At 55.7% G+C, this 26417-nt stretch carries 23 protein-coding genes; 17 read left to right on the top strand and 6 right to left on the bottom strand.

What is annotated here, in order from left to right; genetic code table 11:
* The first annotated feature begins 3 nt into the window (after nucleotides 1–3).
* The 16 genes from ftsI (at nucleotide 4) to mutT (ending at nucleotide 20191) form a co-directional block, all read left to right on the top strand.
* Complete coding sequence (gene ftsI / locus OGX80_RS01315) at nucleotides 4–1770, top strand: peptidoglycan glycosyltransferase FtsI (RefSeq protein ID WP_012134078.1); 1767 nt, start codon at nucleotides 4–6, stop codon at nucleotides 1768–1770.
* Nucleotides 1757–3244 carry a UDP-N-acetylmuramoyl-L-alanyl-D-glutamate--2,6-diaminopimelate ligase gene (murE, locus tag OGX80_RS01310; protein WP_058668566.1) on the top strand — a complete coding sequence of 496 codons (1488 nt, stop codon included), beginning with the start codon at nucleotides 1757–1759 and terminating at the stop codon, nucleotides 3242–3244. The genes ftsI and murE overlap by 14 nt, the downstream gene beginning before the upstream one ends.
* Nucleotides 3241–4599, top strand: a complete 1359-nt coding sequence (gene murF, locus OGX80_RS01305) for a UDP-N-acetylmuramoyl-tripeptide--D-alanyl-D-alanine ligase (protein WP_115181993.1) — start codon at nucleotides 3241–3243, stop codon at nucleotides 4597–4599. Before murE ends, murF begins: the two co-directional genes overlap by 4 nt.
* Entirely contained in the window at nucleotides 4593–5675 is a 1083-nt protein-coding gene (gene mraY / locus OGX80_RS01300) for a phospho-N-acetylmuramoyl-pentapeptide-transferase (protein ID WP_012134075.1), read from the top strand. The genes murF and mraY overlap by 7 nt, the downstream gene beginning before the upstream one ends.
* 2 nt (nucleotides 5676–5677) lie before the next feature.
* Nucleotides 5678–6994, top strand: coding sequence for a UDP-N-acetylmuramoyl-L-alanine--D-glutamate ligase (gene murD / locus OGX80_RS01295; RefSeq protein ID WP_012134074.1), 1317 nt, complete (start codon nucleotides 5678–5680; stop codon nucleotides 6992–6994).
* Complete coding sequence (gene ftsW / locus OGX80_RS01290) at nucleotides 6994–8241, top strand: cell division protein FtsW (RefSeq protein WP_115181992.1); 1248 nt, start codon at nucleotides 6994–6996, stop codon at nucleotides 8239–8241. The genes murD and ftsW overlap by 1 nt, the downstream gene beginning before the upstream one ends.
* On the top strand, nucleotides 8238–9305 hold the full coding sequence (murG, locus tag OGX80_RS01285) for an undecaprenyldiphospho-muramoylpentapeptide beta-N-acetylglucosaminyltransferase (RefSeq protein WP_012134072.1): 1068 nt from the start codon (nucleotides 8238–8240) through the stop codon (nucleotides 9303–9305). Before ftsW ends, murG begins: the two co-directional genes overlap by 4 nt.
* A 52-nt stretch (nucleotides 9306–9357) precedes the next feature.
* Nucleotides 9358–10833 carry a UDP-N-acetylmuramate--L-alanine ligase gene (gene murC / locus OGX80_RS01280; RefSeq protein WP_115181991.1) on the top strand — a complete coding sequence of 492 codons (1476 nt, stop codon included), beginning with the start codon at nucleotides 9358–9360 and terminating at the stop codon, nucleotides 10831–10833.
* Nucleotides 10826–11746, top strand: a complete 921-nt coding sequence (locus OGX80_RS01275; protein ID WP_012134070.1) for a D-alanine--D-alanine ligase — start codon at nucleotides 10826–10828, stop codon at nucleotides 11744–11746. The genes murC and OGX80_RS01275 overlap by 8 nt, the downstream gene beginning before the upstream one ends.
* A 1-nt stretch (nucleotide 11747) precedes the next feature.
* Complete coding sequence (gene ftsQ, locus OGX80_RS01270) at nucleotides 11748–12578, top strand: cell division protein FtsQ (RefSeq protein ID WP_012134069.1); 831 nt, start codon at nucleotides 11748–11750, stop codon at nucleotides 12576–12578.
* Nucleotides 12575–13837: a cell division protein FtsA gene (ftsA, locus tag OGX80_RS01265; protein WP_003018755.1), complete on the top strand. Its 1263-nt coding sequence runs from the start codon at nucleotides 12575–12577 to the stop codon at nucleotides 13835–13837. Before ftsQ ends, ftsA begins: the two co-directional genes overlap by 4 nt.
* Before the next feature lie 61 nt (nucleotides 13838–13898).
* On the top strand, nucleotides 13899–15050 hold the full coding sequence (ftsZ, locus tag OGX80_RS01260; RefSeq protein WP_004857884.1) for a cell division protein FtsZ: 1152 nt from the start codon (nucleotides 13899–13901) through the stop codon (nucleotides 15048–15050).
* A gap of 100 nt (nucleotides 15051–15150) precedes the next feature.
* The gene (gene lpxC, locus OGX80_RS01255; RefSeq protein WP_012134068.1) at nucleotides 15151–16068 is read left to right on the top strand and encodes a UDP-3-O-acyl-N-acetylglucosamine deacetylase; all 918 of its coding nucleotides are present in this window, start codon (nucleotides 15151–15153) and stop codon (nucleotides 16066–16068) included.
* A 401-nt stretch (nucleotides 16069–16469) separates the two neighbouring features.
* Complete coding sequence (secM, locus tag OGX80_RS01250; RefSeq protein ID WP_024130709.1) at nucleotides 16470–16976, top strand: secA translation cis-regulator SecM; 507 nt, start codon at nucleotides 16470–16472, stop codon at nucleotides 16974–16976.
* 61 nt (nucleotides 16977–17037) lie between these two features.
* Nucleotides 17038–19743, top strand: a complete 2706-nt coding sequence (gene secA / locus OGX80_RS01245) for a preprotein translocase subunit SecA (RefSeq protein WP_047458916.1) — start codon at nucleotides 17038–17040, stop codon at nucleotides 19741–19743.
* A 58-nt stretch (nucleotides 19744–19801) separates the two neighbouring features.
* The gene (gene mutT, locus OGX80_RS01240) at nucleotides 19802–20191 is read left to right on the top strand and encodes an 8-oxo-dGTP diphosphatase MutT (protein WP_049010061.1); all 390 of its coding nucleotides are present in this window, start codon (nucleotides 19802–19804) and stop codon (nucleotides 20189–20191) included.
* Nucleotides 20192–20279: 88 nt separating this feature from the next.
* On the opposite strand, the gene yacG is transcribed toward mutT, so the two are convergent.
* Genes yacG through coaE form a run of 3 tightly spaced genes read right to left on the bottom strand, consistent with a single transcriptional unit; the run spans nucleotide 20280 to nucleotide 21847 of the window.
* Complete coding sequence (gene yacG / locus OGX80_RS01235) at nucleotides 20280–20474, bottom strand: DNA gyrase inhibitor YacG (RefSeq protein ID WP_047458910.1); 195 nt, start codon at nucleotides 20472–20474, stop codon at nucleotides 20280–20282.
* A gap of 9 nt (nucleotides 20475–20483) precedes the next feature.
* Complete coding sequence (gene zapD / locus OGX80_RS01230; RefSeq protein WP_012134063.1) at nucleotides 20484–21227, bottom strand: cell division protein ZapD; 744 nt, start codon at nucleotides 21225–21227, stop codon at nucleotides 20484–20486.
* Nucleotides 21227–21847, bottom strand: coding sequence for a dephospho-CoA kinase (gene coaE, locus OGX80_RS01225; protein ID WP_012134062.1), 621 nt, complete (start codon nucleotides 21845–21847; stop codon nucleotides 21227–21229). Before coaE ends, zapD begins: the two co-directional genes overlap by 1 nt.
* Nucleotides 21848–22072: 225 nt before the next feature.
* Between coaE and OGX80_RS01220 the strand changes: the two genes are divergently transcribed.
* Nucleotides 22073–23116 carry a GMP reductase gene (locus OGX80_RS01220; RefSeq protein ID WP_012134060.1) on the top strand — a complete coding sequence of 348 codons (1044 nt, stop codon included), beginning with the start codon at nucleotides 22073–22075 and terminating at the stop codon, nucleotides 23114–23116.
* Between the two features lie 33 nt (nucleotides 23117–23149).
* Here the strand turns inward: OGX80_RS01220 and hofC are convergent, their stop codons facing one another.
* From hofC to ppdD, 3 genes are read right to left on the bottom strand one after another with little or no spacing between them, the layout of a single operon-like run.
* Nucleotides 23150–24352: a protein transport protein HofC gene (gene hofC / locus OGX80_RS01215; protein WP_115181990.1), complete on the bottom strand. Its 1203-nt coding sequence runs from the start codon at nucleotides 24350–24352 to the stop codon at nucleotides 23150–23152.
* Complete coding sequence (gene gspE, locus OGX80_RS01210; protein WP_058668573.1) at nucleotides 24342–25727, bottom strand: type II secretion system protein GspE; 1386 nt, start codon at nucleotides 25725–25727, stop codon at nucleotides 24342–24344. The genes hofC and gspE overlap by 11 nt, the downstream gene beginning before the upstream one ends.
* A gap of 10 nt (nucleotides 25728–25737) precedes the next feature.
* On the bottom strand, nucleotides 25738–26175 hold the full coding sequence (gene ppdD, locus OGX80_RS01205) for a prepilin peptidase-dependent pilin (RefSeq protein WP_047458901.1): 438 nt from the start codon (nucleotides 26173–26175) through the stop codon (nucleotides 25738–25740).
* Between the last annotated feature and the right edge of the window lie 242 nt (nucleotides 26176–26417).

Below are 26417 nucleotides of genomic sequence, written 5' to 3'. Positions count from 1 at the left end.
CGCATGAAAGCAGCGGCAAAGACGCTCAAACCAAAACGCCAGGAAGAACAAGCCAACTTTGTCAGTTGGCGTTTTGCGTTGCTGTGCGGCTGCATTCTGCTGGCGCTGGGGTTCCTGCTGGGGCGCGTGGCCTGGCTGCAAATTATTGCGCCTGACATGTTAGTGCGTCAGGGCGACATGCGCTCTCTGCGTGTACAGGAAGTCTCCACCTCTCGCGGCATGATCACCGACCGCTCTGGTCGCCCACTGGCGGTGAGCGTGCCGGTAAAAGCCATCTGGGCGGACCCGAAAGAGCTGCATGATGCAGGCGGGATCACGCTGGACAACCGCTGGAAGGCGCTGGCGGACGCGCTGAAAATGCCGCTCGACCAACTGGCGGCTCGCGTTAATGCGAACCCGAAAGGCCGCTTTATCTATCTGGCGCGTCAGGTTAACCCGGATCTCGGCGACTACATCAAAAAACTGAAGCTGCCAGGCATTCATCTGCGCGAAGAGTCCCGCCGTTACTATCCTTCCGGGGAAGTGACCGCTCACCTCATTGGCTTCACTAACGTCGATAGCCAGGGGATCGAAGGGGTTGAGAAGAGCTTCGATAAGTGGCTGACCGGCCAGCCAGGCGAACGTATTGTACGTAAAGACCGTTATGGCCGGGTTATTGAAGATATCTCTTCTACCGACAGCCAGGCCGCGCACAATCTGGCGCTGAGCATTGATGAGCGCCTGCAAGCGTTGGTCTATCGCGAACTGAACAACGCCGTGGCCTTCAACAAAGCGGAGTCAGGCAGCGCCGTGCTGGTGGATGTCAATACTGGCGAAGTGCTGGCAATGGCGAACAGCCCGTCCTACAACCCGAATAATCTGACCGGTACGCCGAAAGACGCTATGCGTAACCGCACCATCACGGACGTGTTTGAACCCGGTTCAACCGTCAAACCGATGGTGGTGATGACCGCGTTACAGCGCGGGGTCGTGCGTGAAAACACCGTGCTGAACACGGTGCCATATCGAATTAATGGTCACGAAATTAAAGACGTGGCGCGTTACAGCGAATTGACCCTGACCGGGGTTTTACAGAAGTCGAGTAACGTCGGCGTTTCTAAGCTGGCGTTAGCGATGCCGTCCTCAGCGTTAGTAGATACTTACTCACGTTTTGGGCTAGGAAAGGCGACCAATTTGGGGTTGGTCGGAGAACGCAGTGGCTTATATCCTCAAAAACAACGGTGGTCTGACATAGAGAGGGCCACCTTCTCTTTCGGCTATGGGCTAATGGTAACCCCGTTACAGTTAGCGCGAGTCTACGCAACGATTGGCAGCTACGGCGTTTATCGTCCGCTGTCGATTACCAAAGTTGATCCTCCTGTACCGGGCGAGCGCGTCTTCCCGGAAGCGACCGTTCGTACCGTCGTCCACATGATGGAAAGCGTGGCGCTGCCGGGCGGCGGCGGCGTGAAGGCGGCGATCAAAGGTTATCGCATCGCCATTAAAACCGGTACGGCGAAAAAAGTGGGGCCGGATGGCCGCTACATCAACAAATACATTGCTTATACCGCAGGCGTTGCGCCTGCGAGTCAGCCGCGCTTCGCGCTGGTGGTTGTTATCAACGATCCGCAGGCGGGTAAATACTACGGCGGCGCCGTTTCCGCGCCGGTATTCGGTGCCATTATGGGCGGCGTACTACGCACCATGAACATCGAACCGGATGCGCTGGCAACGGGCGAAAAAAGTGAATTTGTAATTAACCAAGGCGAGGGAACAGGTGGCAGATCGTAATTTGCGCGACCTTCTCGCTCCGTGGGTGCCTGGCGCACCGGAGCGAGCACTGCGGGAGATGACACTCGACAGCCGTGTGGCTGCATCGGGCGATCTCTTTGTGGCAGTGGTGGGTCATCAGGCGGACGGGCGTCGATATATCCCGCAGGCGATAGCGCAAGGTGTGGCTGCCATTATTGCAGAGGCCAAAGATGAGGCGACCGACGGGGAAATCCGTGAAATGCACGGTGTGCCGGTTATCTATCTGAGCCAGCTCAACGAGCGTTTATCTGCACTGGCGGGCCGCTTCTACCACGAGCCATCTGAACATATGCGTCTGGTCGGCGTGACCGGAACGAACGGAAAAACCACCACCACGCAACTGCTGGCGCAGTGGAGCCAACTGCTTGGCGAAACCAGCGCGGTAATGGGAACGGTGGGTAATGGCCTGTTGGGCAAAGTGATCCCGACGGAGAACACAACCGGTTCCGCCGTTGACGTACAGCATGTGCTGGCCGGTCTGGTTGAGCAGGGCGCAACATTCGGCGCAATGGAAGTCTCTTCCCACGGTCTGGTGCAGCACCGGGTCGCCGCGCTGAAATTTGCCGCCTCTGTTTTCACGAATTTAAGCCGCGATCACCTTGATTATCACGGTGACATGGAACATTACGAAGCGGCGAAATGGATGCTCTATTCAACGCACCATTACGGCGAGGCTATCGTCAATGCCGATGATGAAGTCGGACGCCGATGGCTGGTGAGGTTGCCGGATGCCGTTGCGGTCTCGATGGAGGATCATATCAACCCGAACTGCCACGGACGTTGGCTGAAAGCGGTTGAGGTGAAGTACCACGATAGCGGCGCGACGATCCGTTTCGACTCCAGTTGGGGCGAAGGCGAGATTGAAAGCCGTCTGATGGGCGCGTTTAACGTCAGCAACCTGCTGCTGGCGCTGGCAACGTTGCTGGCGCTTGGCTACCCCCTGGCGGATCTGCTGAAAACCGCCCCTCGACTGCAACCGGTTTGCGGGCGGATGGAGGTGTTCAGCGCGCCGGGCAAAACTACGGTGGTGGTCGATTACGCCCACACGCCGGATGCGCTGGAAAAAGCGTTGCAGGCTGCGCGGTTGCACTGTACTGGTCAACTGTGGTGCGTCTTTGGCTGCGGCGGCGATCGCGATAAAGGTAAACGTCCGCTGATGGGGGCGATTGCCGAAGAGTTCGCGGACGTGGTGGTCGTGACGGACGATAACCCACGCACCGAAGAGCCGCGCGCGATCATTAACGACATTCTGGCGGGTATGCTGGATGCCGGGCACGCGAAAGTGATGGAAGGCCGCGCGGAGGCGGTGACCTGCGCCATTATGCAGGCGAAAGAAAACGACGTGGTTCTGGTCGCGGGTAAAGGGCATGAGGATTACCAGATTGTCGGTACTCAGCGCCTTGATTACTCCGACCGCGTAACGGCTGCACGTCTGCTGGGGGTGATCGCATGATTAGCGTAACGCTCAGCCAACTGGCCGGTATTCTGCACGGCGAATTACAGGGCGCCGACCTGACGATTGACGCGGTCACGACTGATACGCGTAAGGTGACGCCGGGCTGCCTGTTTGTGGCGCTGAAAGGCGAGCGTTTCGACGCCCATGATTTTGCGGATAACGCGAAAGAGGGCGGCGCCGGTGCGCTGCTGGTGAGTCGCCCGCTGGATTGCGATCTGCCGCAGCTGATCGTCAAAGATACGCGGCTGGCCTTCGGCGAACTGGCCGCATGGGTTCGGGCGCAGGTTCCCGCTCGCGTCGTGGCGTTAACCGGCTCCTCCGGCAAAACATCCGTTAAAGAGATGACCGCCGCCATTCTGAGTCAGTGTGGCAACACCTTATACACCGCGGGCAACCTGAATAACGATATCGGCGTACCGATGACGTTGCTGCGGTTAAACAACGATTATGACTATGCCGTCATTGAGTTAGGCGCCAATCACCAGGGCGAAATTGCCTGGACCGTCGGCCTGACGCGTCCTGAAGCGGCACTGGTTAATAATCTGGCGGCAGCGCACCTGGAAGGATTCGGTTCGCTGGCGGGCGTGGCGAAAGCGAAAGGCGAAATCTATACCGGCTTGCCGGTGAATGGGATCGCCATTATGAACGCCGATAACAACGACTGGCTGAACTGGCAGGGCATTATTGGCGATCGCAAAGTGTGGCGTTTTTCACCGAATGCCGCCAACAGCGATTTTACCGCGACCAATATCCATGTGACCTCGCACGGTACGGAATTCACGCTGCAAACGCCGACGGGCGACATTGACGTCCTGCTGCCGCTTCCTGGTCGTCACAATATTGCAAACGCGCTGGCGGCGGCTGCGCTGTCGATGGCGGTAGGGGCGACCCTTGACGCCATTAAAACCGGTCTGGCGAACCTGAAAGCCGTGCCGGGGCGCCTGTTCCCCATCCAGTTGAATGACAACCAGCTGTTACTTGATGACTCCTATAACGCCAACGTCGGTTCGATGACCGCCGCTGTGCAGGTGCTGTCTGAAATGCCGGGCTACCGGGTGCTGGTGGTCGGCGATATGGCGGAGCTGGGCGTGGAAAGCGAAGCATGCCATGTTCAGGTCGGTGACGCGGCAAAAGCGGCGGGTATCGACAGCGTGCTGAGTACAGGAAAACTGAGTCAGGCGATCGGCAATGCCAGCGGCGTTGGCGAACATTTTGCGGATAAATCGGCTCTGGTCGCGCGTCTTAACACGCTGATTGCGGAGCATCAGATTATTACCATTTTAGTGAAGGGTTCACGTAGTGCCGCCATGGAAGAGGTAGTACGCGCATTACAGGAGAATGGAACATGTTAGTTTGGCTGGCCGAACATTTGGTCAAATATTATTCCGGCTTTAACGTCTTTTCCTATCTGACGTTTCGCGCCATCGTCAGCCTGCTGACCGCGCTGTTCATCTCCTTGTGGATGGGCCCGCGTATGATTGCCCGCTTACAAAAATTGTCTTTTGGCCAGGTCGTGCGTAATGACGGCCCGGAATCGCACTTTAGCAAGCGCGGTACGCCGACAATGGGCGGCATTATGATTCTGACGGCGATTGTGGTCTCCGTCCTGCTGTGGGCTTACCCGTCTAACCCGTACGTCTGGTGCGTGCTGGTGGTGCTGGTGGGCTACGGCATTATTGGTTTTGTCGATGATTATCGCAAAGTGGTGCGTAAAGACACCAAAGGGCTGATCGCTCGCTGGAAATATTTCTGGATGTCGGTGATTGCGCTGGGCGTGGCGTTCGCGCTGTATCTGGCAGGGAAAGACACGCCGGCCACCGAACTGGTGGTGCCGTTCTTTAAAGACGTGATGCCGCAACTGGGTCTGTTCTACGTGCTGCTGGCGTACTTCGTGATCGTCGGAACGGGCAACGCAGTTAACCTGACTGATGGCCTGGACGGCCTGGCGATTATGCCGACCGTATTCGTCGCCGCCGGTTTTGCGCTGGTGGCGTGGGCAACCGGCAACATGAATTTCGCCAACTACCTGCATATTCCGTACTTACGTCATGCTGGTGAACTGGTGATTGTCTGTACGGCGATTGTCGGCGCGGGCTTAGGTTTCCTGTGGTTTAACACCTATCCGGCGCAGGTCTTTATGGGAGACGTCGGGTCGCTGGCGCTGGGCGGCGCGCTGGGCATCATCGCGGTGCTGCTGCGTCAGGAGTTTTTGCTGGTGATTATGGGCGGCGTGTTTGTGGTGGAAACCCTGTCAGTCATTTTGCAGGTCGGTTCCTTTAAATTGCGCGGGCAGCGCATCTTCCGCATGGCGCCGATTCACCATCACTATGAACTGAAAGGCTGGCCGGAACCGCGCGTTATCGTGCGCTTCTGGATTATTTCGCTGATGCTGGTCCTGATTGGCCTGGCAACGCTGAAGGTACGTTAATCATGGCTGATTACCAGGGTAAAAAAGTCGTCATTATTGGTCTGGGATTGACCGGACTTTCCTGCGTGGACTTTTTCCTGGCGCGCGGCGTAACGCCGCGCGTAATGGATACCCGTGCGACGCCGCCGGGTCTGGACAAATTACCGGAAGCGGTAGAGCGTCACGTCGGCAGCCTGAATGATGACTGGCTACTGGCGGCAGATTTGATTGTCGCCAGCCCTGGTATTGCTCTGGCGCACCCTTCACTGAGCGCTGCCGCCGATGCGGGTATTGAGATTGTCGGTGATATCGAACTGTTCTGTCGCGAAGCGCAGGCGCCGATCGTGGCGATCACCGGATCGAACGGTAAAAGCACCGTGACCACGCTGGTAGGCGAGATGGCGAAAGCGGCGGGCGTGAACGTGGGCGTTGGCGGTAACATTGGTCTGCCTGCGTTGATGCTGCTGGACGCCGCTCGCGAGCTGTACGTACTGGAGCTTTCCAGCTTCCAGCTGGAAACGACATCCAGCCTACAGGCCGTTGCCGCAACCATCCTGAACGTTACCGAAGACCATATGGACCGATATCCGTTTGGTCTGCAACAGTATCGCGCGGCAAAACTGCGCGTGTATGAGAATGCGAAAGTTTGCGTGGTGAATGCCGATGACGCGCTGACCATGCCGGTACGCGGCGCGGATGCGCGTTGCGTCAGTTTTGGCGTCAACATGGGGGATTATCACCTCAATCGCCAGCAGGGCGAGACCTGGCTGCGGGTGAAGGGGGAAAAAGTGTTGAACGTAAAAGAGATGAAGCTTTCCGGCCAGCACAACTACACCAATGCGCTGGCGGCGCTGGCGCTGGCCGATGCGGCGGGTTTACCGCGCGCCAGCAGCCTGAAAGCGTTGACGACCTTTACCGGCCTGGCGCATCGCTTCCAGCTGGCGCTGGAGCATAACGGCGTGCGCTGGATTAACGATTCCAAAGCCACCAACGTAGGCAGCACGGAAGCGGCGCTGAATGGCCTGCACGTAGACGGTACGCTGCACCTGCTGCTCGGCGGCGATGGTAAATCGGCGGATTTCTCTTCGCTCACCCGTTACCTGGGCGGCGATCGCGTTCGCCTGTACTGCTTTGGTCGTGATGGCGCGCAGCTGGCGGCGCTGCGCCCGGAAATCGCAGAACAAACTGAGACGATGGAAGAGGCGATGCGTCTGCTGGCGCCGCGTTTGCAACCGGGCGATATGGTCCTGCTGTCTCCGGCCTGCGCCAGCCTCGATCAGTTTAAGAATTTTGAGCAACGGGGCGATGTCTTTACCCGTCTGGCGAAGGAGTTAGGTTGATGCGTTTATCTCTCCCTCGCCTGAGAATGCCGCCGCGCCTGCCGGGATTTGGAATCCTGGTATGGGTCTTTACGGCGCTTAAAGGCTGGGTGATGGCGTCGCGCGATAAAGACGACGATAGCCTGATCATGTACGACCGCACGTTGCTCTGGCTGACATTTGGCCTGGCGGCGATCGGTTTCATCATGGTGACGTCGGCGTCAATGCCTGTCGGACAACGTCTGGCGAACGATCCTTTCCTGTTTGCCAAGCGTGACGCGCTGTACATACTCCTGGCGTTTTGCCTGGCGATGATCACGCTGCGTTTACCGATGGAGTTCTGGCAAAAGTACAGCACCACGATGCTGATCGCGTCGATCATCATGTTGTTGATCGTGCTGGTGGTGGGTAGCTCAGTTAACGGGGCATCGCGTTGGATTGCGCTGGGGCCGCTGCGTATTCAGCCTGCGGAATTTACCAAACTGTCGCTGTTCTGCTACCTCGCCAACTATCTGGTGCGCAAAGTTGATGAAGTGCGTAATAACCTGCGCGGCTTCTTAAAACCGATGGGCGTGATTCTGGTGCTGGCGATTTTGCTGCTGGCGCAGCCCGATCTCGGGACGGTGGTGGTGCTGTTCGTTACCACGCTGGCGATGCTGTTTCTCGCCGGGGCGAAGTTATGGCAGTTCATTGCCATCATCGGCATGGGGATATCGGCGGTGATCCTGCTGATCCTCGCCGAACCGTATCGTATTCGCCGTGTGACCTCTTTCTGGAACCCCTGGGAAGATCCGTTTGGTAGCGGCTACCAGCTGACGCAATCCCTGATGGCATTTGGCCGTGGTGAGATGTGGGGGCAGGGGCTGGGGAACTCGGTACAAAAACTGGAGTATCTGCCGGAAGCGCATACTGACTTCATCTTCGCCATTATTGGGGAAGAACTGGGTTATATCGGTGTGGTACTGGCGCTTTTAATGGTATTCTTCGTCGCTTTTCGCGCGATGTCGATTGGCCGTAAGGCGCTGGAGATTGATCACCGTTTTTCAGGATTCCTGGCCTGCTCGATTGGAATCTGGTTCAGCTTCCAGGCGCTGGTCAACGTCGGCGCGGCGGCAGGCATGCTGCCAACGAAGGGTCTGACGCTGCCGCTGATCAGTTATGGGGGTTCCAGTTTGCTGATCATGTCGACGGCCATCATGTTTTTGTTACGTATTGATTATGAAACGCGTCTGGAAAAAGCGCAGGCGTTTACACGAGGTTCACGATGAGTGGTCAACCGAAGCGGTTAATGGTGATGGCGGGCGGTACTGGCGGACATGTGTTCCCAGGACTGGCCGTCGCGCACCATTTAATGGACCAGGGCTGGCAAGTACGCTGGCTCGGAACCGCCGATCGTATGGAAGCGGATTTAGTGCCGAAGCATGGCATTGAGATTGATTTTATTCGTATTTCCGGTTTGCGCGGAAAAGGCGTGAAAGCGCTGCTGGCGGCACCGCTACGTATTTTTAACGCCTGGCGTCAGGCGCGGGCGATCATGAAGCAGTTTAAGCCTGATGTGGTGCTCGGCATGGGCGGCTATGTCTCTGGCCCCGGCGGTCTGGCGGCGTGGTCGCTGGGTATTCCGGTTGTGCTGCATGAGCAAAACGGCATTGCGGGGTTGACCAATAAGTGGCTGGCGAAAATCGCCACGACGGTGATGCAGGCTTTTCCCGGCGCGTTTCCGAAAGCGGACGTGGTCGGAAACCCGGTACGTACTGACGTACTGGCGCTCCCCTTGCCGCAAGAACGCCTGGCCGGACGTGAAGGGCCGATTCGCGTGCTGGTGGTGGGCGGCTCTCAGGGGGCCCGGGTATTGAACCAGACGCTGCCGCAAGTTGCGGCAAAACTGGGCGATACGGTCACTATCTGGCATCAAAGCGGTAAAGGCGCGCAGCAGACCGTAGAGCAGGCTTATGCCGGGGCGGGGCAACCGCAGCATAAGGTGACGGAATTTATTGATGACATGGCCGCAGCCTATGCGTGGGCGGATGTTGTCGTTTGCCGCTCTGGCGCGTTAACGGTGAGTGAAATTGCCGCCGCTGGTTTACCCGCGCTGTTTGTGCCGTTTCAGCATAAAGACCGGCAGCAGTACTGGAATGCCCTGCCGCTGGAGAAAGCGGGGGCCGCCAAAATTTTTGAGCAGCCGCAGTTTACTGTGGATGCCGTCGCCAGCACCCTGTCCGGGTGGTCGCGAGAAACGTTATTAACCATGGCAGAACGTGCCCGCGCTGCATCTATTCCAGATGCCACCGAGCGTGTTGCAAATGAAGTGAGCCGGGCTGCCCGGGCGTAATTGTGGCGGTGCCTTTTGCACCGCATGAATTGAGAAGTGAATAGCGTAAAGAATGAATACACAACAACTGGCAAAACTGCGTTCCATCGTGCCCGAAATGCGTCGCGTTCGGCACATCCACTTTGTCGGCATCGGTGGTGCCGGTATGGGCGGTATTGCCGAAGTTCTGGCCAATGAAGGGTATCAGATCAGTGGTTCTGATTTAGCGCCGAATCCGGTTACGCAGCAACTGGCGAGCCTTGGCGCCACCATTTTCTTCAATCATCGCCCGGAAAACGTGCGCGATGCGAGCGTGGTGGTGGTTTCCAGCGCGATCTCTGCGGATAACCCGGAGATTGTCGCGGCGCATGAAGCGCGTATTCCGGTGATCCGCCGCGCGGAGATGCTGGCGGAATTAATGCGTTTTCGTCACGGCATCGCCATTGCCGGGACGCACGGTAAAACAACGACCACCGCGATGGTGTCCAGCATTTACGCGGAAGCGGGGCTGGACCCGACCTTCGTCAACGGTGGGCTGGTGAAAGCGGCGGGCGTGCATGCGCGTTTAGGCCACAGCCGTTATCTGATTGCGGAAGCGGATGAGAGCGATGCGTCGTTCCTGCATCTGCAACCGATGGTGGCGATTGTCACCAATATTGAAGCCGACCATATGGATACTTACCAGGGCGACTTCGAAAATTTGAAGCAGACCTTTATTAATTTCCTGCACAATTTGCCGTTTTATGGTCGTGCAGTGATGTGTGTTGACGATCCGGTGATCCGCGAGCTGCTGCCGCGCGTGGGCCGTCAGACCACAACGTATGGTTTTAGCGACGACGCTGACGTGCGTGTGGAAGAGTACCGGCAGGTTGGGCCGCAGGGGCATTTTACGCTGCTGCGTCAGGATAAACCTGCAATGCAGGTGACGCTGAATGCGCCGGGCCGCCACAATGCGCTGAACGCGGCTGCTGCCGTGGCGGTGGCGACCGAAGAGGGGATTGACGACGAGGCGATTCTGCGCGCGCTGGAAAGCTTCCAGGGTACCGGGCGTCGCTTCGATTTCCTCGGCGAATTCCCGCTTGAGCCGGTAAACGGTAAAGCAGGGACGGCGATGCTGGTCGATGATTACGGCCATCATCCAACGGAAGTTGACGCCACCATTAAGGCCGCGCGTGCAGGCTGGCCGGATAAAAATCTGGTGATGGTTTTCCAGCCGCACCGCTTCACGCGTACGCGCGATCTGTACGACGATTTCGCCAACGTGCTGACGCAGGTTGACGCGCTGTTAATGCTGGATGTTTACGCCGCAGGCGAAGCGCCAATTCCGGGAGCGGACAGCCGTTCGCTGTGCCGTACGATTCGCGGTCGCGGTAAAATTGACCCGATTCTGGTCTCCGATCCGGCGCAAGTTGCGCAAATGCTGGCGCCGGTATTAACCGGTAATGATTTGATTTTGGTGCAAGGCGCGGGAAATATCGGCAAAATTGCGCGCACCTTAGCTGAAATTAAACTGAAGCCGCAAACCCAGGAGGAGGAGCAACATGGCTGATAAAATCGCGGTCCTGTTGGGTGGAACCTCCGCCGAACGTGATGTTTCGCTGAATTCCGGCGCGGCGGTGCTGGCCGGGTTACGCGAAGGCGGCGTGGATGCGCATCCGATCGACCCGAAAGAGGTTGATGTCACCCTGCTGAAATCAATGGGTTTTCAGAAGGTGTTTATTGCGTTGCATGGTCGCGGCGGCGAAGATGGCACGCTGCAAGGGATGCTGGATCTGATTGGCCTGCCCTATACCGGCAGCGGGGTGATGGCTTCAGCAATCTCAATGGATAAACTGCGCAGCAAATTGCTGTGGCAGGGCGCCGGATTACCGGTTGCGCCGTGGGTGGCATTGACGCGCGCTGAGTTTGAAAAAGGGCTTAGCGACGACGCGCTAACGCGAATTTCTGCGCTGGGTTTGCCGCTGATTGTGAAGCCGAGCCGTGAAGGTTCCAGCGTCGGCATGTCGAAAGTGGTAGAAGAAAATGCTTTGCAGGCAGCATTAGCATTGGCTTTTCAGCATGATGAAGAAGTACTGATTGAGAAATGGCTCAGTGGCCCGGAATTTACGGTTGCGATACTCGGTGAAGAAATTTTACCGTCAATTCGTATCCAACCCGCCGGAACCTTCTATGATTATGAGGCGAAGTATCTCTCTGATGAGACACAATATTTCTGCCCGGCAGGTCTGGAAGAGGAACAAGAGGCTATTTTGCAGACATTGGTCCTGAAAGCGTGGACCGCGTTGGGTTGCAAAGGATGGGGCCGCATTGACGTCATGCTGGACAGCGATGGCCAGTTTTATCTGCTGGAAGCGAATACCTCGCCGGGTATGACCAGCCACAGTCTGGTGCCGATGGCGGCGCGTCAGGCGGGCATGAGCTTCTCGCAGTTGGTGGTACGAATTCTGGAGTTGGCGGACTGATATGTCGCAGGCTGCGCTGAACACGCGAAACAGTGATGAAGAGGTGTCTTCTTCACGGCGCAATAATGGAACGCGTCTTGCAGGAATACTGTTCCTGCTGACGGTGCTCTGCACCGTGTTTGTCAGCGGCTGGGTTGTGTTGGGCTGGATGGAAGACGCGCAGCGTTTGCCGTTGTCGAAACTGGTGTTGACCGGCGAGCGGCATTACACGCGCAATGATGACATCCGCCAGTCGATTCTGGCGTTGGGTGCGCCGGGTACGTTTATGACTCAGGATGTGAACATTATCCAGAGCCAGATAGAGCGTTTACCGTGGATTAAACAGGCCAGCGTCAGAAAGCAATGGCCTGATGAATTGAAGATTCATCTGGTTGAATATGTGCCGATTGCGCGTTGGAATGATCAGCATATGGTTGATGCCGAAGGCAATACCTTCAGCGTACCGGCAGAGCGAACCAGTAAACAGGTATTACCCATGTTGTATGGCCCGGAAGGCAGCGCGAGTGAAGTGTTGCAGGGGTATCGCGATATGGGGCAGGTGCTGGCTAAGGACAGATTCACCCTGAAGGAAGCGGCAATGACCGCGCGTCGTTCCTGGCAGTTGACGCTGAATAACGATATTAAGCTCAACCTCGGCAGGGGCGATACGATGAAACGTTTGGCTCGCTTTGTAGAACTTTATCCGGTTTTACAGCAGCAGGCGCAAACCGATGGCAAACGGATAAGCTACGTTGATTTGCGTTATGACTCGGGGGCGGCAGTAGGGTGGGCACCCTTACCTCCAGAGGAATCTAATCAGCAACAGAATCAGGCACAGGCAGAACAACAATGATCAAGGCGACGGACAGAAAACTGGTAGTAGGACTGGAGATTGGCACCGCGAAGGTTGCCGCTTTAGTAGGGGAAGTTCTGCCCGACGGTATGGTCAATATCATTGGCGTGGGCAGTTGCCCGTCGCGAGGTATGGATAAAGGCGGGGTGAACGACCTCGAGTCAGTGGTGAAGTGCGTACAGCGCGCCATTGACCAGGCGGAGCTGATGGCGGATTGCCAGATCTCCTCGGTGTATCTGGCGCTTTCTGGCAAGCACATTAGCTGTCAGAATGAAATTGGTATGGTGCCGATCTCCGAAGAAGAAGTGACGCAGGAAGATGTGGAAAACGTCGTGCATACCGCGAAGTCGGTGCGCGTGCGTGATGAGCATCGTGTACTGCATGTCATTCCGCAGGAATATGCGATCGATTACCAGGAAGGCATTAAGAATCCGGTTGGCCTTTCCGGCGTGCGTATGCAGGCAAAAGTGCACTTGATCACATGCCACAACGACATGGCGAAAAACATCGTTAAAGCGGTGGAACGTTGTGGCCTGAAAGTTGACCAACTCATATTTGCCGGGTTAGCGGCCAGTTACTCCGTTTTAACGGAAGATGAACGTGAACTGGGCGTCTGCGTGGTTGATATCGGTGGTGGTACAATGGATATCGCCGTTTATACTGGCGGGGCGTTGCGCCATACCAAGGTAATCCCTTACGCAGGGAATGTCGTGACCAGCGATATCGCGTATGCCTTCGGTACGCCGCCGAGCGATGCTGAAGCCATCAAAGTGCGTCACGGCTGCGCGCTGGGCTCTATCGTCGGCAAAGACGAAAGCGTTGAAGTGCCGAGCGTGGGCGGTCGTCCGCCGCGTAGTCTGCAACGTCAGACGCTTGCGGAGGTGATTGAGCCGCGTTACACCGAGCTGCTCAACCTGGTCAACGAAGAGATTTTGCAATTACAGGAACAGCTTCGCCAGCAGGGTGTGAAACATCATCTGGCGGCGGGGATTGTATTAACCGGCGGCGCGGCGCAAATTGAAGGTCTTGCTGCCTGTGCTCAGCGCGTGTTCCATACGCAAGTGCGTATTGGCGCGCCGCTGAATATTACCGGACTGACGGATTATGCCCAGGAGCCGTACTACTCAACGGCGGTGGGGCTGCTTCACTACGGGAAAGAGTCCCACTTAAGTGGCGAAGCGGAAGTGGAAAAACGTGTTACGGCATCAGTTGGCTCGTGGATCAAGCGACTTAATAGCTGGCTGCGAAAAGAGTTTTAATTTTTATGAGACCGGCGACTATTAACGGTCTCAGGCGACAGGCACAAAACGGAGAGAAACTATGTTTGAACCTATGGAACTGACCAACGACGCGGTGATTAAAGTCATCGGCGTCGGTGGCGGCGGCGGTAATGCCGTTGAACACATGGTGCGCGAGCGCATCGAAGGTGTTGAATTCTTCGCGGTGAATACCGACGCTCAGGCGTTGCGTAAGACTGCGGTTGGGCAGACCATTCAGATTGGTAGCGGCATCACCAAAGGTCTGGGCGCGGGTGCAAACCCGGAAGTCGGTCGCAATGCGGCGGACGAAGATCGTGAAGCACTGCGTGCAGCGCTTGACGGCGCAGACATGGTGTTTATCGCAGCAGGCATGGGCGGCGGTACCGGTACCGGTGCAGCGCCAGTGGTTGCGGAAGTGGCAAAAGATTTAGGTATCCTGACCGTTGCCGTGGTGACGAAGCCTTTCAACTTCGAAGGCAAGAAGCGCATGGCATTCGCGGAGCAGGGTATTACTGAGCTGTCCAAACATGTGGACTCGCTGATCACCATCCCGAACGACAAGCTGCTGAAAGTGCTGGGACGCGGTATCTCCCTGCTGGATGCGTTTGGCGCGGCGAACGACGTGCTGAAAGGCGCGGTGCAGGGTATCGCTGAGCTGATTACCCGCCCGGGTCTGATGAACGTCGACTTTGCAGACGTGCGCACCGTGATGTCCGAAATGGGCTACGCGATGATGGGCTCCGGCGTGGCAAGCGGTGAAGACCGTGCGGAAGAAGCAGCAGAAATGGCGATCTCTTCTCCGCTGCTGGAAGATATCGATCTGTCTGGCGCGCGCGGCGTGCTGGTTAACATCACTGCGGGCTTCGACCTGCGTCTGGATGAGTTCGAAACCGTCGGTAACACCATCCGTGCTTTTGCGTCGGATAACGCGACCGTGGTTATCGGTACTTCTCTGGACCCGGATATGAACGACGAACTGCGCGTCACCGTTGTGGCAACCGGTATTGGTATGGACAAGCGTCCTGAAATCACCCTGGTGACCAACAAACAGGTACAGCAGCCGGTGATGGATCGTTACCAGCAGCACGGCATGGCGCCGCTGACGCAAGAGCAGAAGCCGGTCGCAAAAGTGGTGAACGACAATACGCCGCAAACGGCAAAAGAACCGGATTATCTGGATATCCCTGCGTTCCTGCGTAAGCAAGCCGATTAAGAATTGGCTGGAATTTGGGATTCACGGCTCTTTGTGCTAAACTGGCCCACCGAATGTATAGTACACTTCGGTTGGATAGGTAATTTGGCGAGATTATACGATGATCAAACAAAGGACACTTAAACGTATCGTTCAGGCGACAGGTGTCGGTTTACATACCGGCAAGAAAGTCACCCTGACCTTACGCCCTGCGCCGGCCAACACCGGGGTCATCTATCGTCGCACCGACTTGAATCCACCGGTAGATTTCCCGGCCGATGCCAAATCTGTGCGTGATACCATGCTCTGTACGTGTCTGGTCAACGAGCATGATGTACGGATTTCAACCGTAGAGCACCTTAACGCTGCTCTGGCGGGTCTGGGTATCGATAATATCGTTATCGAAGTCGATGCGCCGGAAATCCCGATCATGGATGGCAGTGCTGCTCCGTTCGTCTACCTGCTGCTTGATGCGGGTATTGATGAGCTGAACTGCGCCAAAAAATTTGTACGCATCAAAGAGACGGTTCGCGTCGAAGATGGCGATAAGTGGGCTGAATTTAAGCCGTACAATGGTTTTACGTTGGATTTCACCATCGACTTTAACCATCCGGCGATTGATTCCAGCAGCCAGCGCTATGCGATGAACTTCTCTGCGGACGCGTTCATGCGCCAGATCAGCCGTGCGCGTACCTTCGGTTTCATGCGTGATATCGAATATTTGCAGTCCCGTGGCCTGTGCCTGGGCGGCAGCTTCGATTGTGCCATCGTTGTTGACGATTATCGCGTACTGAACGAAGACGGCCTGCGTTTTGAAGACGAATTTGTTCGTCACAAAATGCTCGACGCGATCGGTGACTTGTTCATGTGCGGTCACAACATTATTGGTGCGTTTACCGCGTATAAGTCCGGTCACGCATTGAATAACAAACTGTTGCAGGCTGTCCTGGCGAAACAGGAAGCCTGGGAATATGTGACCTTCCAGGACGACGCAGAACTGCCGTTGGCTTTCAAAGCGCCTTCGACTGTACTGGCATAATAGCTATACACAAGATCATTCAAGTTGCATCAAGACGGCAACTGAGCGAATTCCCGGAAACGTACGACCAGTACGTGACTGGGGTGAGAGAAGGCAGCCAACAAAGAGGCAGCTTGAAGGATGAAGTGTATACCTGTCGCATAAATTCGACTGGTTAATCTGGCACCCTCTCCGGCCAGGTAAGCCAGTCGTTTTTTTATCTCTTCCGTCCGGCGTTTGCCTTCGCCTTTTTCTCTGCCGCTGAACCGAAATACAGTGCGTTCGCTGCTTTCTTAAGCATTTTTATCCTCAGCGCCATGTCATTACTGCTGTAGAGCGTACGCTTTAATGGTAAGATTTGTGCGCAAAAAACGTTTTGAATTCGTAAGCCCACATGCCGGGCATATCAGGGTGGCAATGACGTGAGTGGAATACTGACGCGCTGGCGACAGTTAGGTAGACGGTACTTCTGGCCGCATCTCTTATTGGGGATGGTCGCGGCTAGCTTTGGTCTGCCCGCTCTCAGTAACGCAGCCGAGCCTAATACGCCGGCGAAAGCGACCGCCAGTAATCACGATCAATCCGTTAAGGTTAACTTCAGCCAGCTCGCGCTGCTGGAGGCGAGTAACCGCCGCCCGAATTTTACCGTCGACTACTGGCATCAGCATGCGATTCGCACGGTTATCCGCCATCTCTCTTTTGCCATGGCGCCGCAAACGCTGCCGGTTGTTGAAGAGTCTTCGCCACTTCAGGCGCACCATATTGCGTTACTGAACACGCTCAGCGCGATGCTGACGCAGGAAGGCACACCGCCAACGATTGTACGTCGCGTAGCCCGTGCGCACTTTACGCCTCAGGCCTCATTTAGCGTTCCCGCCTGGATAAGTCAGGCGCAGGGAATCCGCGCTGGCCCTCAACGCCTCAGCTAAAAACAAAAAACCTTCAACTAATTATAGAGACTCCGCATCGCGGGGCGTTTGAGATTTTATTATGCTAATCAAATTGTTAACCAAAGTATTCGGTAGTCGTAACGATCGTACCTTGCGTCGTATGCGTAAAGCGGTCGGCATCATCAATGCCATGGAACCGGAGATGGAAAAACTCTCCGATGACGAACTGAAAGGGAAAACGGCAGAGTTCCGCGCGCGTCTGGAGAAAGGCGAAAGCGTTGAAAGCCTGATCCCGGAAGCGTTCGCCGTGGTTCGTGAAGCGAGTAAGCGCGTATTCGGCATGCGTCACTTTGACGTCCAGTTGCTGGGCGGTATGGTGCTGAACGATCGCTGTATCGCGGAAATGCGTACCGGTGAAGGTAAAACCCTGACCGCAACGCTGCCTGCTTACCTGAACGCGTTAAGCGGTAAGGGCGTACACGTCGTCACAGTGAACGACTATCTGGCGCAACGTGATGCTGAAAACAACCGCCCGCTGTTTGAATTCCTCGGGATGAGCGTCGGTATTAACCTGCCGGGCATGCCTGCCCCAGCAAAACGTGAAGCTTACGCCGCCGACATCACTTACGGCACCAACAACGAATACGGCTTTGACTACCTGCGCGATAACATGGCGTTCAGCCCGGAAGAGCGCGTACAGCGTAAACTGCACTATGCGCTGGTGGATGAGGTCGACTCCATCCTGATCGATGAAGCGCGTACGCCGCTGATCATTTCCGGCCCGGCTGAAGACAGCTCGGAAATGTACAAGAAAGTAAACAAGATCATCCCGCATCTGATTCGCCAGGAGAAAGAAGACTCTGATACCTTCCAGGGCGAAGGCCACTTCTCCGTTGATGAGAAAGCGCGTCAGGTCAACCTGACGGAACGCGGTCTGGTGCTGATCGAAGAACTGCTGGTGAAAGAAGGCATTATGGATGAAGGCGAGTCCCTGTACTCTCCGGGCAACATCATGCTGATGCACCACGTAACCGCCGCGCTGCGCGCGCACGCGCTGTTTACCCGCGATGTGGATTACATCGTTAAAGATGGCGAAGTGATCATCGTTGACGAACACACCGGTCGTACCATGCAGGGTCGCCGCTGGTCCGACGGTTTGCACCAGGCTGTGGAAGCGAAAGAAGGCGTGGAAATCCAGAACGAGAACCAGACGCTGGCATCCATCACCTTCCAGAACTACTTCCGTCTGTATGAGAAACTGGCCGGTATGACTGGTACCGCAGATACCGAAGCGTTCGAATTCAGCTCCATCTATAAGCTGGATACCGTTGTGGTTCCGACCAACCGTCCGATGATCCGTAAGGATATGCCGGATCTGGTCTACATGACCGAAGCGGAAAAAATTCAGGCGATCATTGAAGACATCAAAGAGCGTACCGCGAACGGCCAGCCGGTGCTGGTGGGTACGATCTCGATCGAAAAATCTGAAGTGGTCTCTAATGAGCTGACCAAAGCGGGCATCAAGCATAACGTTCTGAACGCCAAATTCCACGCCAACGAAGCGGCGATTGTCGCGCAGGCGGGCTACCCGGCTGCGGTCACTATCGCCACCAACATGGCCGGTCGTGGTACGGACATCGTGCTGGGTGGTAGCTGGCAGGCTGAAGTGGCGGAGCTGGAAAACCCAACGCCAGAGCAGATCGCGCAGATCAAAGCGGACTGGCAGGTTCGCCATGAGGCGGTGCTGGCGTCTGGCGGTCTGCACATCATCGGCACTGAGCGTCACGAATCTCGCCGTATCGACAACCAGTTGCGTGGTCGTTCCGGTCGTCAGGGCGATGCGGGCTCTTCCCGTTTCTACCTGTCAATGGAAGATGCGCTGATGCGTATTTTTGCCTCTGACCGTGTGTCGGGCATGATGCGTAAACTGGGTATGAAACCAGGTGAAGCCATTGAGCACCCGTGGGTGACTAAAGCGATTGCCAATGCGCAGCGTAAAGTTGAAAGCCGCAACTTCGATATTCGTAAGCAGCTGCTGGAATACGACGATGTCGCGAACGATCAGCGTCGCGCCATTTACACCCAGCGTAACGAACTGCTGGATGTCAGCGATGTCAGCGAAACCATCAACAGCATTCGTGAAGACGTCTTTAAAGTGACGATCGATGCGTACATTCCGCCGCAGTCGCTGGAAGAGATGTGGGATATTCCGGGTTTGCAGGAACGTCTGAAAAACGACTTCGATCTGGATATGCCAATTGCCGAGTGGCTGGATAAAGAGCCGGAGCTGCACGAAGAGACGCTGCGTGAGCGTATTCTGGCGCACTCAATCGAAGTGTATCAGCGTAAAGAAGAAGTGGTTGGCGCAGAGATGATGCGTCACTTCGAAAAAGGCGTCATGCTGCAAACTCTTGATTCGCTGTGGAAAGAGCACCTGGCGGCGATGGATTACCTGCGTCAGGGTATCCACCTGCGTGGCTATGCGCAGAAAGATCCGAAGCAGGAATACAAACGCGAGTCCTTCTCCATGTTTGCAGCAATGCTGGAATCGCTGAAGTATGAAGTGGTCAGTACGCTGAGCAAAGTTCAGGTTCGTATGCCTGAAGAAGTAGAAGCGATGGAACAACAGCGCCGCGAAGAAGCCGAGCGTTTAGCGCAGATGCAGCAGCTTAGTCATCAGGATGACGACAGCGCAGCGGCTGCTGCTCTGGCAGCGCAAACGGGCGATCGTAAAGTGGGTCGTAACGATCCTTGCCCTTGCGGTTCCGGTAAAAAATACAAACAGTGCCACGGCCGTCTGAGCTAAGGTCTGAATAAAGACAATGAGGCGCAGGTGACTGCGCCTTTTTTATGGATGTAACCGTATGAAAAAACTGCAAATCGCTGTCGGGATTATTCGCAACCCGAACCACGAAATTTTTATTACCCAACGTGCGGCCGATGCCCATATGGCCAATAAACTGGAGTTTCCCGGCGGGAAAATCGAAGCGGGCGAAACGCCGGAGCAGGCGCTGATCCGGGAGTTGCAGGAAGAAGTGGGGATCACCCCGCGTGAAGCGACGCTATTTGAAAAGCTGGAATATCAGTTCCCGGACAGGCACATTACACTGTGGTTCTGGTTAGTTGATCACTGGGAAGGGGAACCGTGGGGAAAAGAGGGGCAACCGGGGCGGTGGATTGCGCAAGATGCTCTGAATGCGGAAGATTTCCCGCCCGCGAATGCGCCAGTAATTGAAAAGCTGATTGCTGGCTAATGGTGTTTGTAGGCCGGATAAGGCAACGCCGCCATCCGGCAAATTATGGCGGGGGCGCTACGCTTGCCCGCCCTACGTTTTAGTGGAATTACTTCTGCTCTTCACTCCAGTCGTCGCTTTCTGACAAGTCGCCAGAGCTTGGAATACGCTTCTCTTCAGCGGCCCACTCGCCGAGATCGATCAACTGGCAGCGTTTAGAACAAAATGGACGGAACGGACTCACTTCGCCCCAGACAACGGTTTTCCCGCAGGTTGGGCAGCTAACGGTGATAGTTTCTGACATCTTTACTCCTTAACAACATGCCAGTTCGAAATCGAGGCGCTCAGGCACCAGGCCATTTTCGCTATCCAGCGGCATAAAGCGAATCGCAAAGCGGCTCTTATGCCCGGAAATTTGTGGATAGAGCTGTGAATCAAGCGCCAGTTGCAAACGCAGCAGGTCGGCATCATCGCCATTGTCCTGATAAAAACCGTTCAGGCTGGTTTGCTTACGGAACGGCGAGGAATTACGAATTAAATCCAGGATCAGCGTTAATGCCTGATTGAGCGGATTCAGGCTGGCGATCCAGGTTTCAACCTGCGCATCACGCTGTTCCTGCGGCAAATGCAGCCAGATATGCAGGGTCGGCAAATCAAAACTACAACAACCGCCAGGAATACTCAGGCGCTGACGAACCAGAGCAATCAGGCGATCTTCACGTAGCTGCTGTCCGATACGCGGAGCAGAAATCAGAATGCTGCCCGCCGTCTTCAATTGCTGGCGCAGAGCCTCAATTCGACTCTGGTCAACCCCCGGCACTTCAACCCAGGCCTGAAGTTTGCGCTGCTGACGCTCAAGCTCTTTTAGCAACTCGGTCCGCACTTCGCCACGTTCGAACACATCCAGCAAATCCCCAATGTTACGGAAAAAATGCAGGGCGTCCGCATGATCTGCGAGGGGCAAATTAACGGAGAGTTGCTGAATCAGAAACTCAATGCGCAGCCATGTACGCATCTTCTCATTGAGAGGGTGTTCAAAAAGGACCTGGGTGTGCATTACGGTTTTTCCTGTGAGACAAACTGCGACGCAAGCTGTAAATAGCGCGCGTGCAGGCGGGCGACATCCGACGCGATAGCGTCCGGTGCGCCATTATTATCAATAACATCATCTGCCACGGCAAGGCGTGCTTCACGCGTTGCCTGGGCAGCCAGAATTTGTTCAGCATGTTCACGCGTCACATCATCGCGCTGCATGGTTCGCAAGAGCTGCGTTTCGGGCGTCACGTCGACCACCAGAACGCGATTGGCTTGTTTATACAGCGCATTTTCGACGAGCAGGGGCACAACCCATAGCACGTAAGGGGACGTTGCCTGCTGAAACTGACGCCGGGTTTCCTGCTGAATTAACGGATGGAGCAGGGCATTCAGCCAGGATTTCTCTTCAGGACTGGCAAAGATACGTTCGCGCAACATCCGGCGTTGTAGCGAACCGTCTGGCGCGATAAGTGCAGAACCAAAATGTTCAGCGATCGCCATAAGGGCGGGTTGACCGGGTTCAACCACCTGACGCGCAATAATATCGGCGTCGATAACGTTTATTCCGAGGTCAGCGAATGCATTCGCAACGGTGCTTTTACCACTGCCAATGCCGCCAGTTAAGGCTACTGTATACCTCATAAGTCCAGATCCTGGGATTTAGGTTTGATAATCAAATGGTTAAAAGTTGAGCGCGCGAAGGCGATATTACTGTAGGCATTATCTACTATTCGCCAGGTAAATTTATGGGATTGTAGCGTAAAAAAAGAGAATTTCGCAGTCTTGCGCAAGCCTGATTAGTGCGTATGATAACGTCACTGGAGTTGTGAGTTTCGCTTTTTTGCCATTAACCCCAGGAATCCGCACATGCGTATCGAAGAAGATCTGAAATTAGGTTTCAAAGACGTTCTTATCCGCCCTAAACGCTCTACTCTCAAAAGTCGTTCTGATGTTGAACTGGAACGTCAATTCACCTTTAAACATTCAGGTCAGACCTGGTCCGGCGTGCCGATTATCGCGGCCAATATGGACACCGTCGGGACTTTCGAGATGGCAAGCGCTCTGGCATCGTTCGACATTCTGACTGCCGTACATAAGCACTATTCCGTTGAGGACTGGAACGCCTTCACCAGTACCGCCTCTGAGGATGTTCTCAGGCATGTGATGGTTTCAACAGGCACCTCCGATGCTGATTTCGAAAAAACCAAACAGATTCTGGCGCAGAGCCCGGCACTGAACTTTGTTTGTATTGATGTGGCAAATGGTTACTCCGAACACTTCGTGCAGTTTGTTTCAAAGGCGCGTGAAGCATGGCCGACAAAAACCATTTGTGCCGGTAACGTGGTGACCGGTGAAATGTGTGAAGAGTTGGTTCTCTCCGGCGCGGATATTGTAAAAGTCGGGATTGGTCCTGGCTCCGTATGTACCACGCGTGTGAAAACCGGCGTGGGCTATCCGCAGCTTTCTGCGGTGATTGAATGCGCCGATGCCGCGCATGGTCTGGGCGGTATGATTGTCAGCGATGGCGGTTGCACCATGCCTGGCGATGTCGCAAAAGCGTTCGGCGGCGGTGCGGATTTCGTGATGCTGGGTGGTATGCTGGCAGGCCATGAAGAAAGCGGCGGTAAAATTGTTGAAGAGAATGGCGAGAAATTTATGCTGTTCTATGGCATGAGTTCTGAATCCGCTATGACCCGCCACGTTGGCGGCGTTGCGCAATATCGTGCAGCAGAAGGGAAAACCGTTAAGCTGCCGCTGCGTGGCCCGGTGGAATACACCGCGCGTGATATCCTCGGCGGCCTGCGTTCAGCCTGTACCTACGTTGGCGCCTCCCGTCTGAAAGAGCTGACGAAACGCACGACGTTTATTCGGGTACAGGAACAAGAAAACCGCGTTTTCAATAGTCTGTAATCCCCTGCGCTGGCGCAGCACAATGCGCCAGCATTATCCCATACCGCTCATCGCATCCCCCAAATGGAAAACGGGCAAATACATTGCCACGATCAACGTACCAATAATGACCCCTGTGATAACAAGCAAGGCGGGTTCCAGTAGCGCCGCCAGGTTATCCGCCAGCGATAGCGTATTCTCACCGTGGTGCCGGGCAAGGTTATGCAACATTGTATCCAGCGCGCCGGAAGTTTCACCGGTCATGACCAACTGTATGCACAATGGGCTGAACTCACCGGCATTTTTAAGCGCCTGCCAGACCGGTTTTCCGGCATGAATATCGCGATGAACCTGAGCTAAACGCTGAGACCAGTAAGGGCAATTCAGGGTTTCTGTGACACTTTCCAGCCCTTGTGAAAAGGGAATTCCGGCGCGTTGCGTTAATGCCAGGATGGTGAAAATCTGCGTAAGTTTTTGGCCTCTGACCAGGCGTGCAATAACGGGACAGCGCAGCAGAAGACGCTGGCGTTGAATCTGCCAGTACGGTTTTTTTATTATCAAACCGTAGATTACCCCCGTTGCGATACCGAGCAGTGCCATCAGCCAGCCCCATTGGGCACTCCACTGCGCCAGTGTGATGATGCCCTGCGTCAGTGCCGGTAACGGCGTATTGAATGTCCGGTAGATAGCGGCAAACTCTGGCAGGACAAAGTGCAGCATGGCGAAAACAACCATCACGGCCATCGTCAGAATCATGATGGGATAACGCAGCGCTTTTTTGACTTTGTCAGCAAGCTGTTTTTGGGCATTTTGCTGACGCGCCAGCTCAAAGCAGCATTCATCGAGTTTTCCGGTAAGTTCCCCGGTACGGATCATCGCCTGATAGAGTGGAGGAAAGACCTGCGGCCATTGCGCCAGCGCGGAAGAAAGCGGGGCGCCTTGCTCCAGGTTATGGGCCAGCGTTTGCAGCAGCGCCTGCCATTGTCGACTGGGATGCTGCCCGGCAAGCAACGTCAGTCCTTCGGAAAGCGTAAGCCCCGCTTTGAGAAGCGTCGCCAGTTGGTGGACGATCTCCGCGCTTTGCTCTGCGCGCCAGTGTGCCGCTTTAACGCTCAAACGTTTTGCGCGTATCGGCATGATGTGCTGATGTTCCAGAGCAGCGAGCAGTGCGGCACGATCGTCAGCCCATAAGGCCCCCTCTTCCGAATGGCCCGTGGCGTTAATCCCTTGCCAGCGCCAAAGCTGTTTAGCTGACATGGGGTAGCCCCAGAACGCGCAGGAGTTCTTCAAAGGTCGTCAATCCTTGTTCAACCGCATGACAGCCGTTCTCAAAAAGCGTACTCATCCCTTCCTGTCGGGCGCAGGACTCCAGCGCCTCAACGGTTGCATTGTTGATTAGCAACTGTCGCAATGCGGGCGTAACAGGCAAAACCTCGAAGAGTGCGGTACGCCCATAAAATCCGTGGTAGCAACGTTCGCAACCGGGCGCTTGCCAGCGGGGAAGCGTGGTAGGCCATAGCGCGGCGGGAAGCGAGACAGGCTCTGCGGCAAGATGACGGCAGTACGGACATAATTTTCTGACCAGTCGCTGGGCGACGACCAGCGTCAGGGCGGATGAGATCATCCAACGCGCGACGCCCATCTGTTGTAAACGTATCAGCGTTTCACTGGTGGAGTTGGTATGCAGCGTGGACAGCACCAGGTGGCCGGTTTGCGCGGCTTTAATCGCAATTTCTGCCGTTTCGCCATCACGGATTTCGCCCACCATTATAATGTCGGGGTCCTGACGCAGCAGCGCGCGTAATACGCTCTGAAAGGTAAGTCCGGCGCGCGGATGAATTTGTGTCTGATTAAGGCCCTCGACAGGGATTTCGACCGGATCTTCTACGCTACAGAGATTCACATCCTGGGTGTTGCGCGCCTGTAGCGCGCTGTAGAGCGTTACGGTTTTTCCACTGCCGGTAGGGCCTGTCACCAGAACCAGCCCCTGCGGTTGCCGTAGCGCCTGCATGAGCAGGGCGAGTTGCGTATCAGGCATGCCTAACGCGTTGAGATCAAGCGCCTGCTCGACCTGGTGAAGTAACCGCAGCACTACTTTCTCACCGTCCCGGCAGGGGAGGATCGCGACACGAAATGAAACCGCATTGCCCGCAAGCGTCACGGTAAATTGCCCGTCTTGCGGGAGTCGATGTTCGGCAATATCCAGATTGCCCAGTACCTTTAACCTTGCCGTCAGTGCCGCGCCGGTGACGGATGACACGCCGGGCAAGGCATGAAGTACGCCATCCACGCGTAGCCTGATTCGGTAGTGGTTTTCCGCAGGTTCAATGTGGATGTCGGAAGCGCGTTTTGCCAGCGCGGATTCCAGCGTCTGCTGCAAAAGTTCCGCCGCCGTGCGGCTATCGTCGGCGATGACGGCCGGGAGCATTTTCCGGGGCTTATGCATATGGCCTTCCATTTGCTGACGAGTCCAGCAGACAATGTCGATCCGCTTTGTTGTGGCAAAGTGCAGGGCGTCCAGCAGTTCATGAGACGGTGAATCCACGACCGCGACGTGAACCACCTCGTTATCGGCATCGAGCAATATTCCCTGATGACGCAAGCACAGCGCCGTAAGTTGCGTGATGTTCATCGCGTTCTCCTTAGCTGGCGTCAAAGCGGAAAACATCTTCACAGGCCTGTTGCAGCGCGCTGTCGCTCTGGATGTTGCAACTGCGCGTCCAGCCGGTGATGCCGTTGGCGTTATCCCAGTTGGGCGTCATGGTGATGCTCAGACCGTTGAGGCTCTCCTGCCCGGTGAGCATTACCACGCCTTTTTCTATGCTCATGCCAGAGACATAGCGGGTGGTGGTCGGAGAGGGGATGCCGTTGCTGCTGGCGTCGCAGGTTGCAATACCGCCGTGTTCCAGCGCGCAGAGTTCGACGGCGGTGCGGTAAGGAACGAATGTCTGCAACATATCCGTCAGTGCGGCTTTGCGCAGGTAGTTCTGGTAGGCCGGAATGCCGATGGCGCTCAGGATGGCGATAATGCCGATCACCACCATCAGTTCGATAAGCGTAAATCCGCGTTGTTTGTCCATTGTCTGCTCCTTGAGTTAACAGGCGCTACTTTGGCAAACGCAGGGGATAATTCGCGAGCGGCAAAAATCGAAACGGGAAAGAGGATTCAGAAGATTGTTAGCGGGTTGCATAGCAGGGCAGCAGGTTTGCGAGGCCGCCCGAAAAAATGTGCCGGATGGCGGCGTAAACGCCTTATCCGGCCTACGGATTTACATCATTTGTAGGCCCGATAAGCAAAGCGCCATCGGGCATTATCGGCAGG

This window comes from Citrobacter sp. CK194 (assembly GCF_030333395.1).
Lineage (GTDB): Bacteria > Pseudomonadota > Gammaproteobacteria > Enterobacterales > Enterobacteriaceae > Citrobacter_B > Citrobacter_B koseri.
The sequence above is the reverse complement of the archived record's forward strand: the minus strand, read 5'-3'. Positions and strand labels throughout refer to the sequence as shown.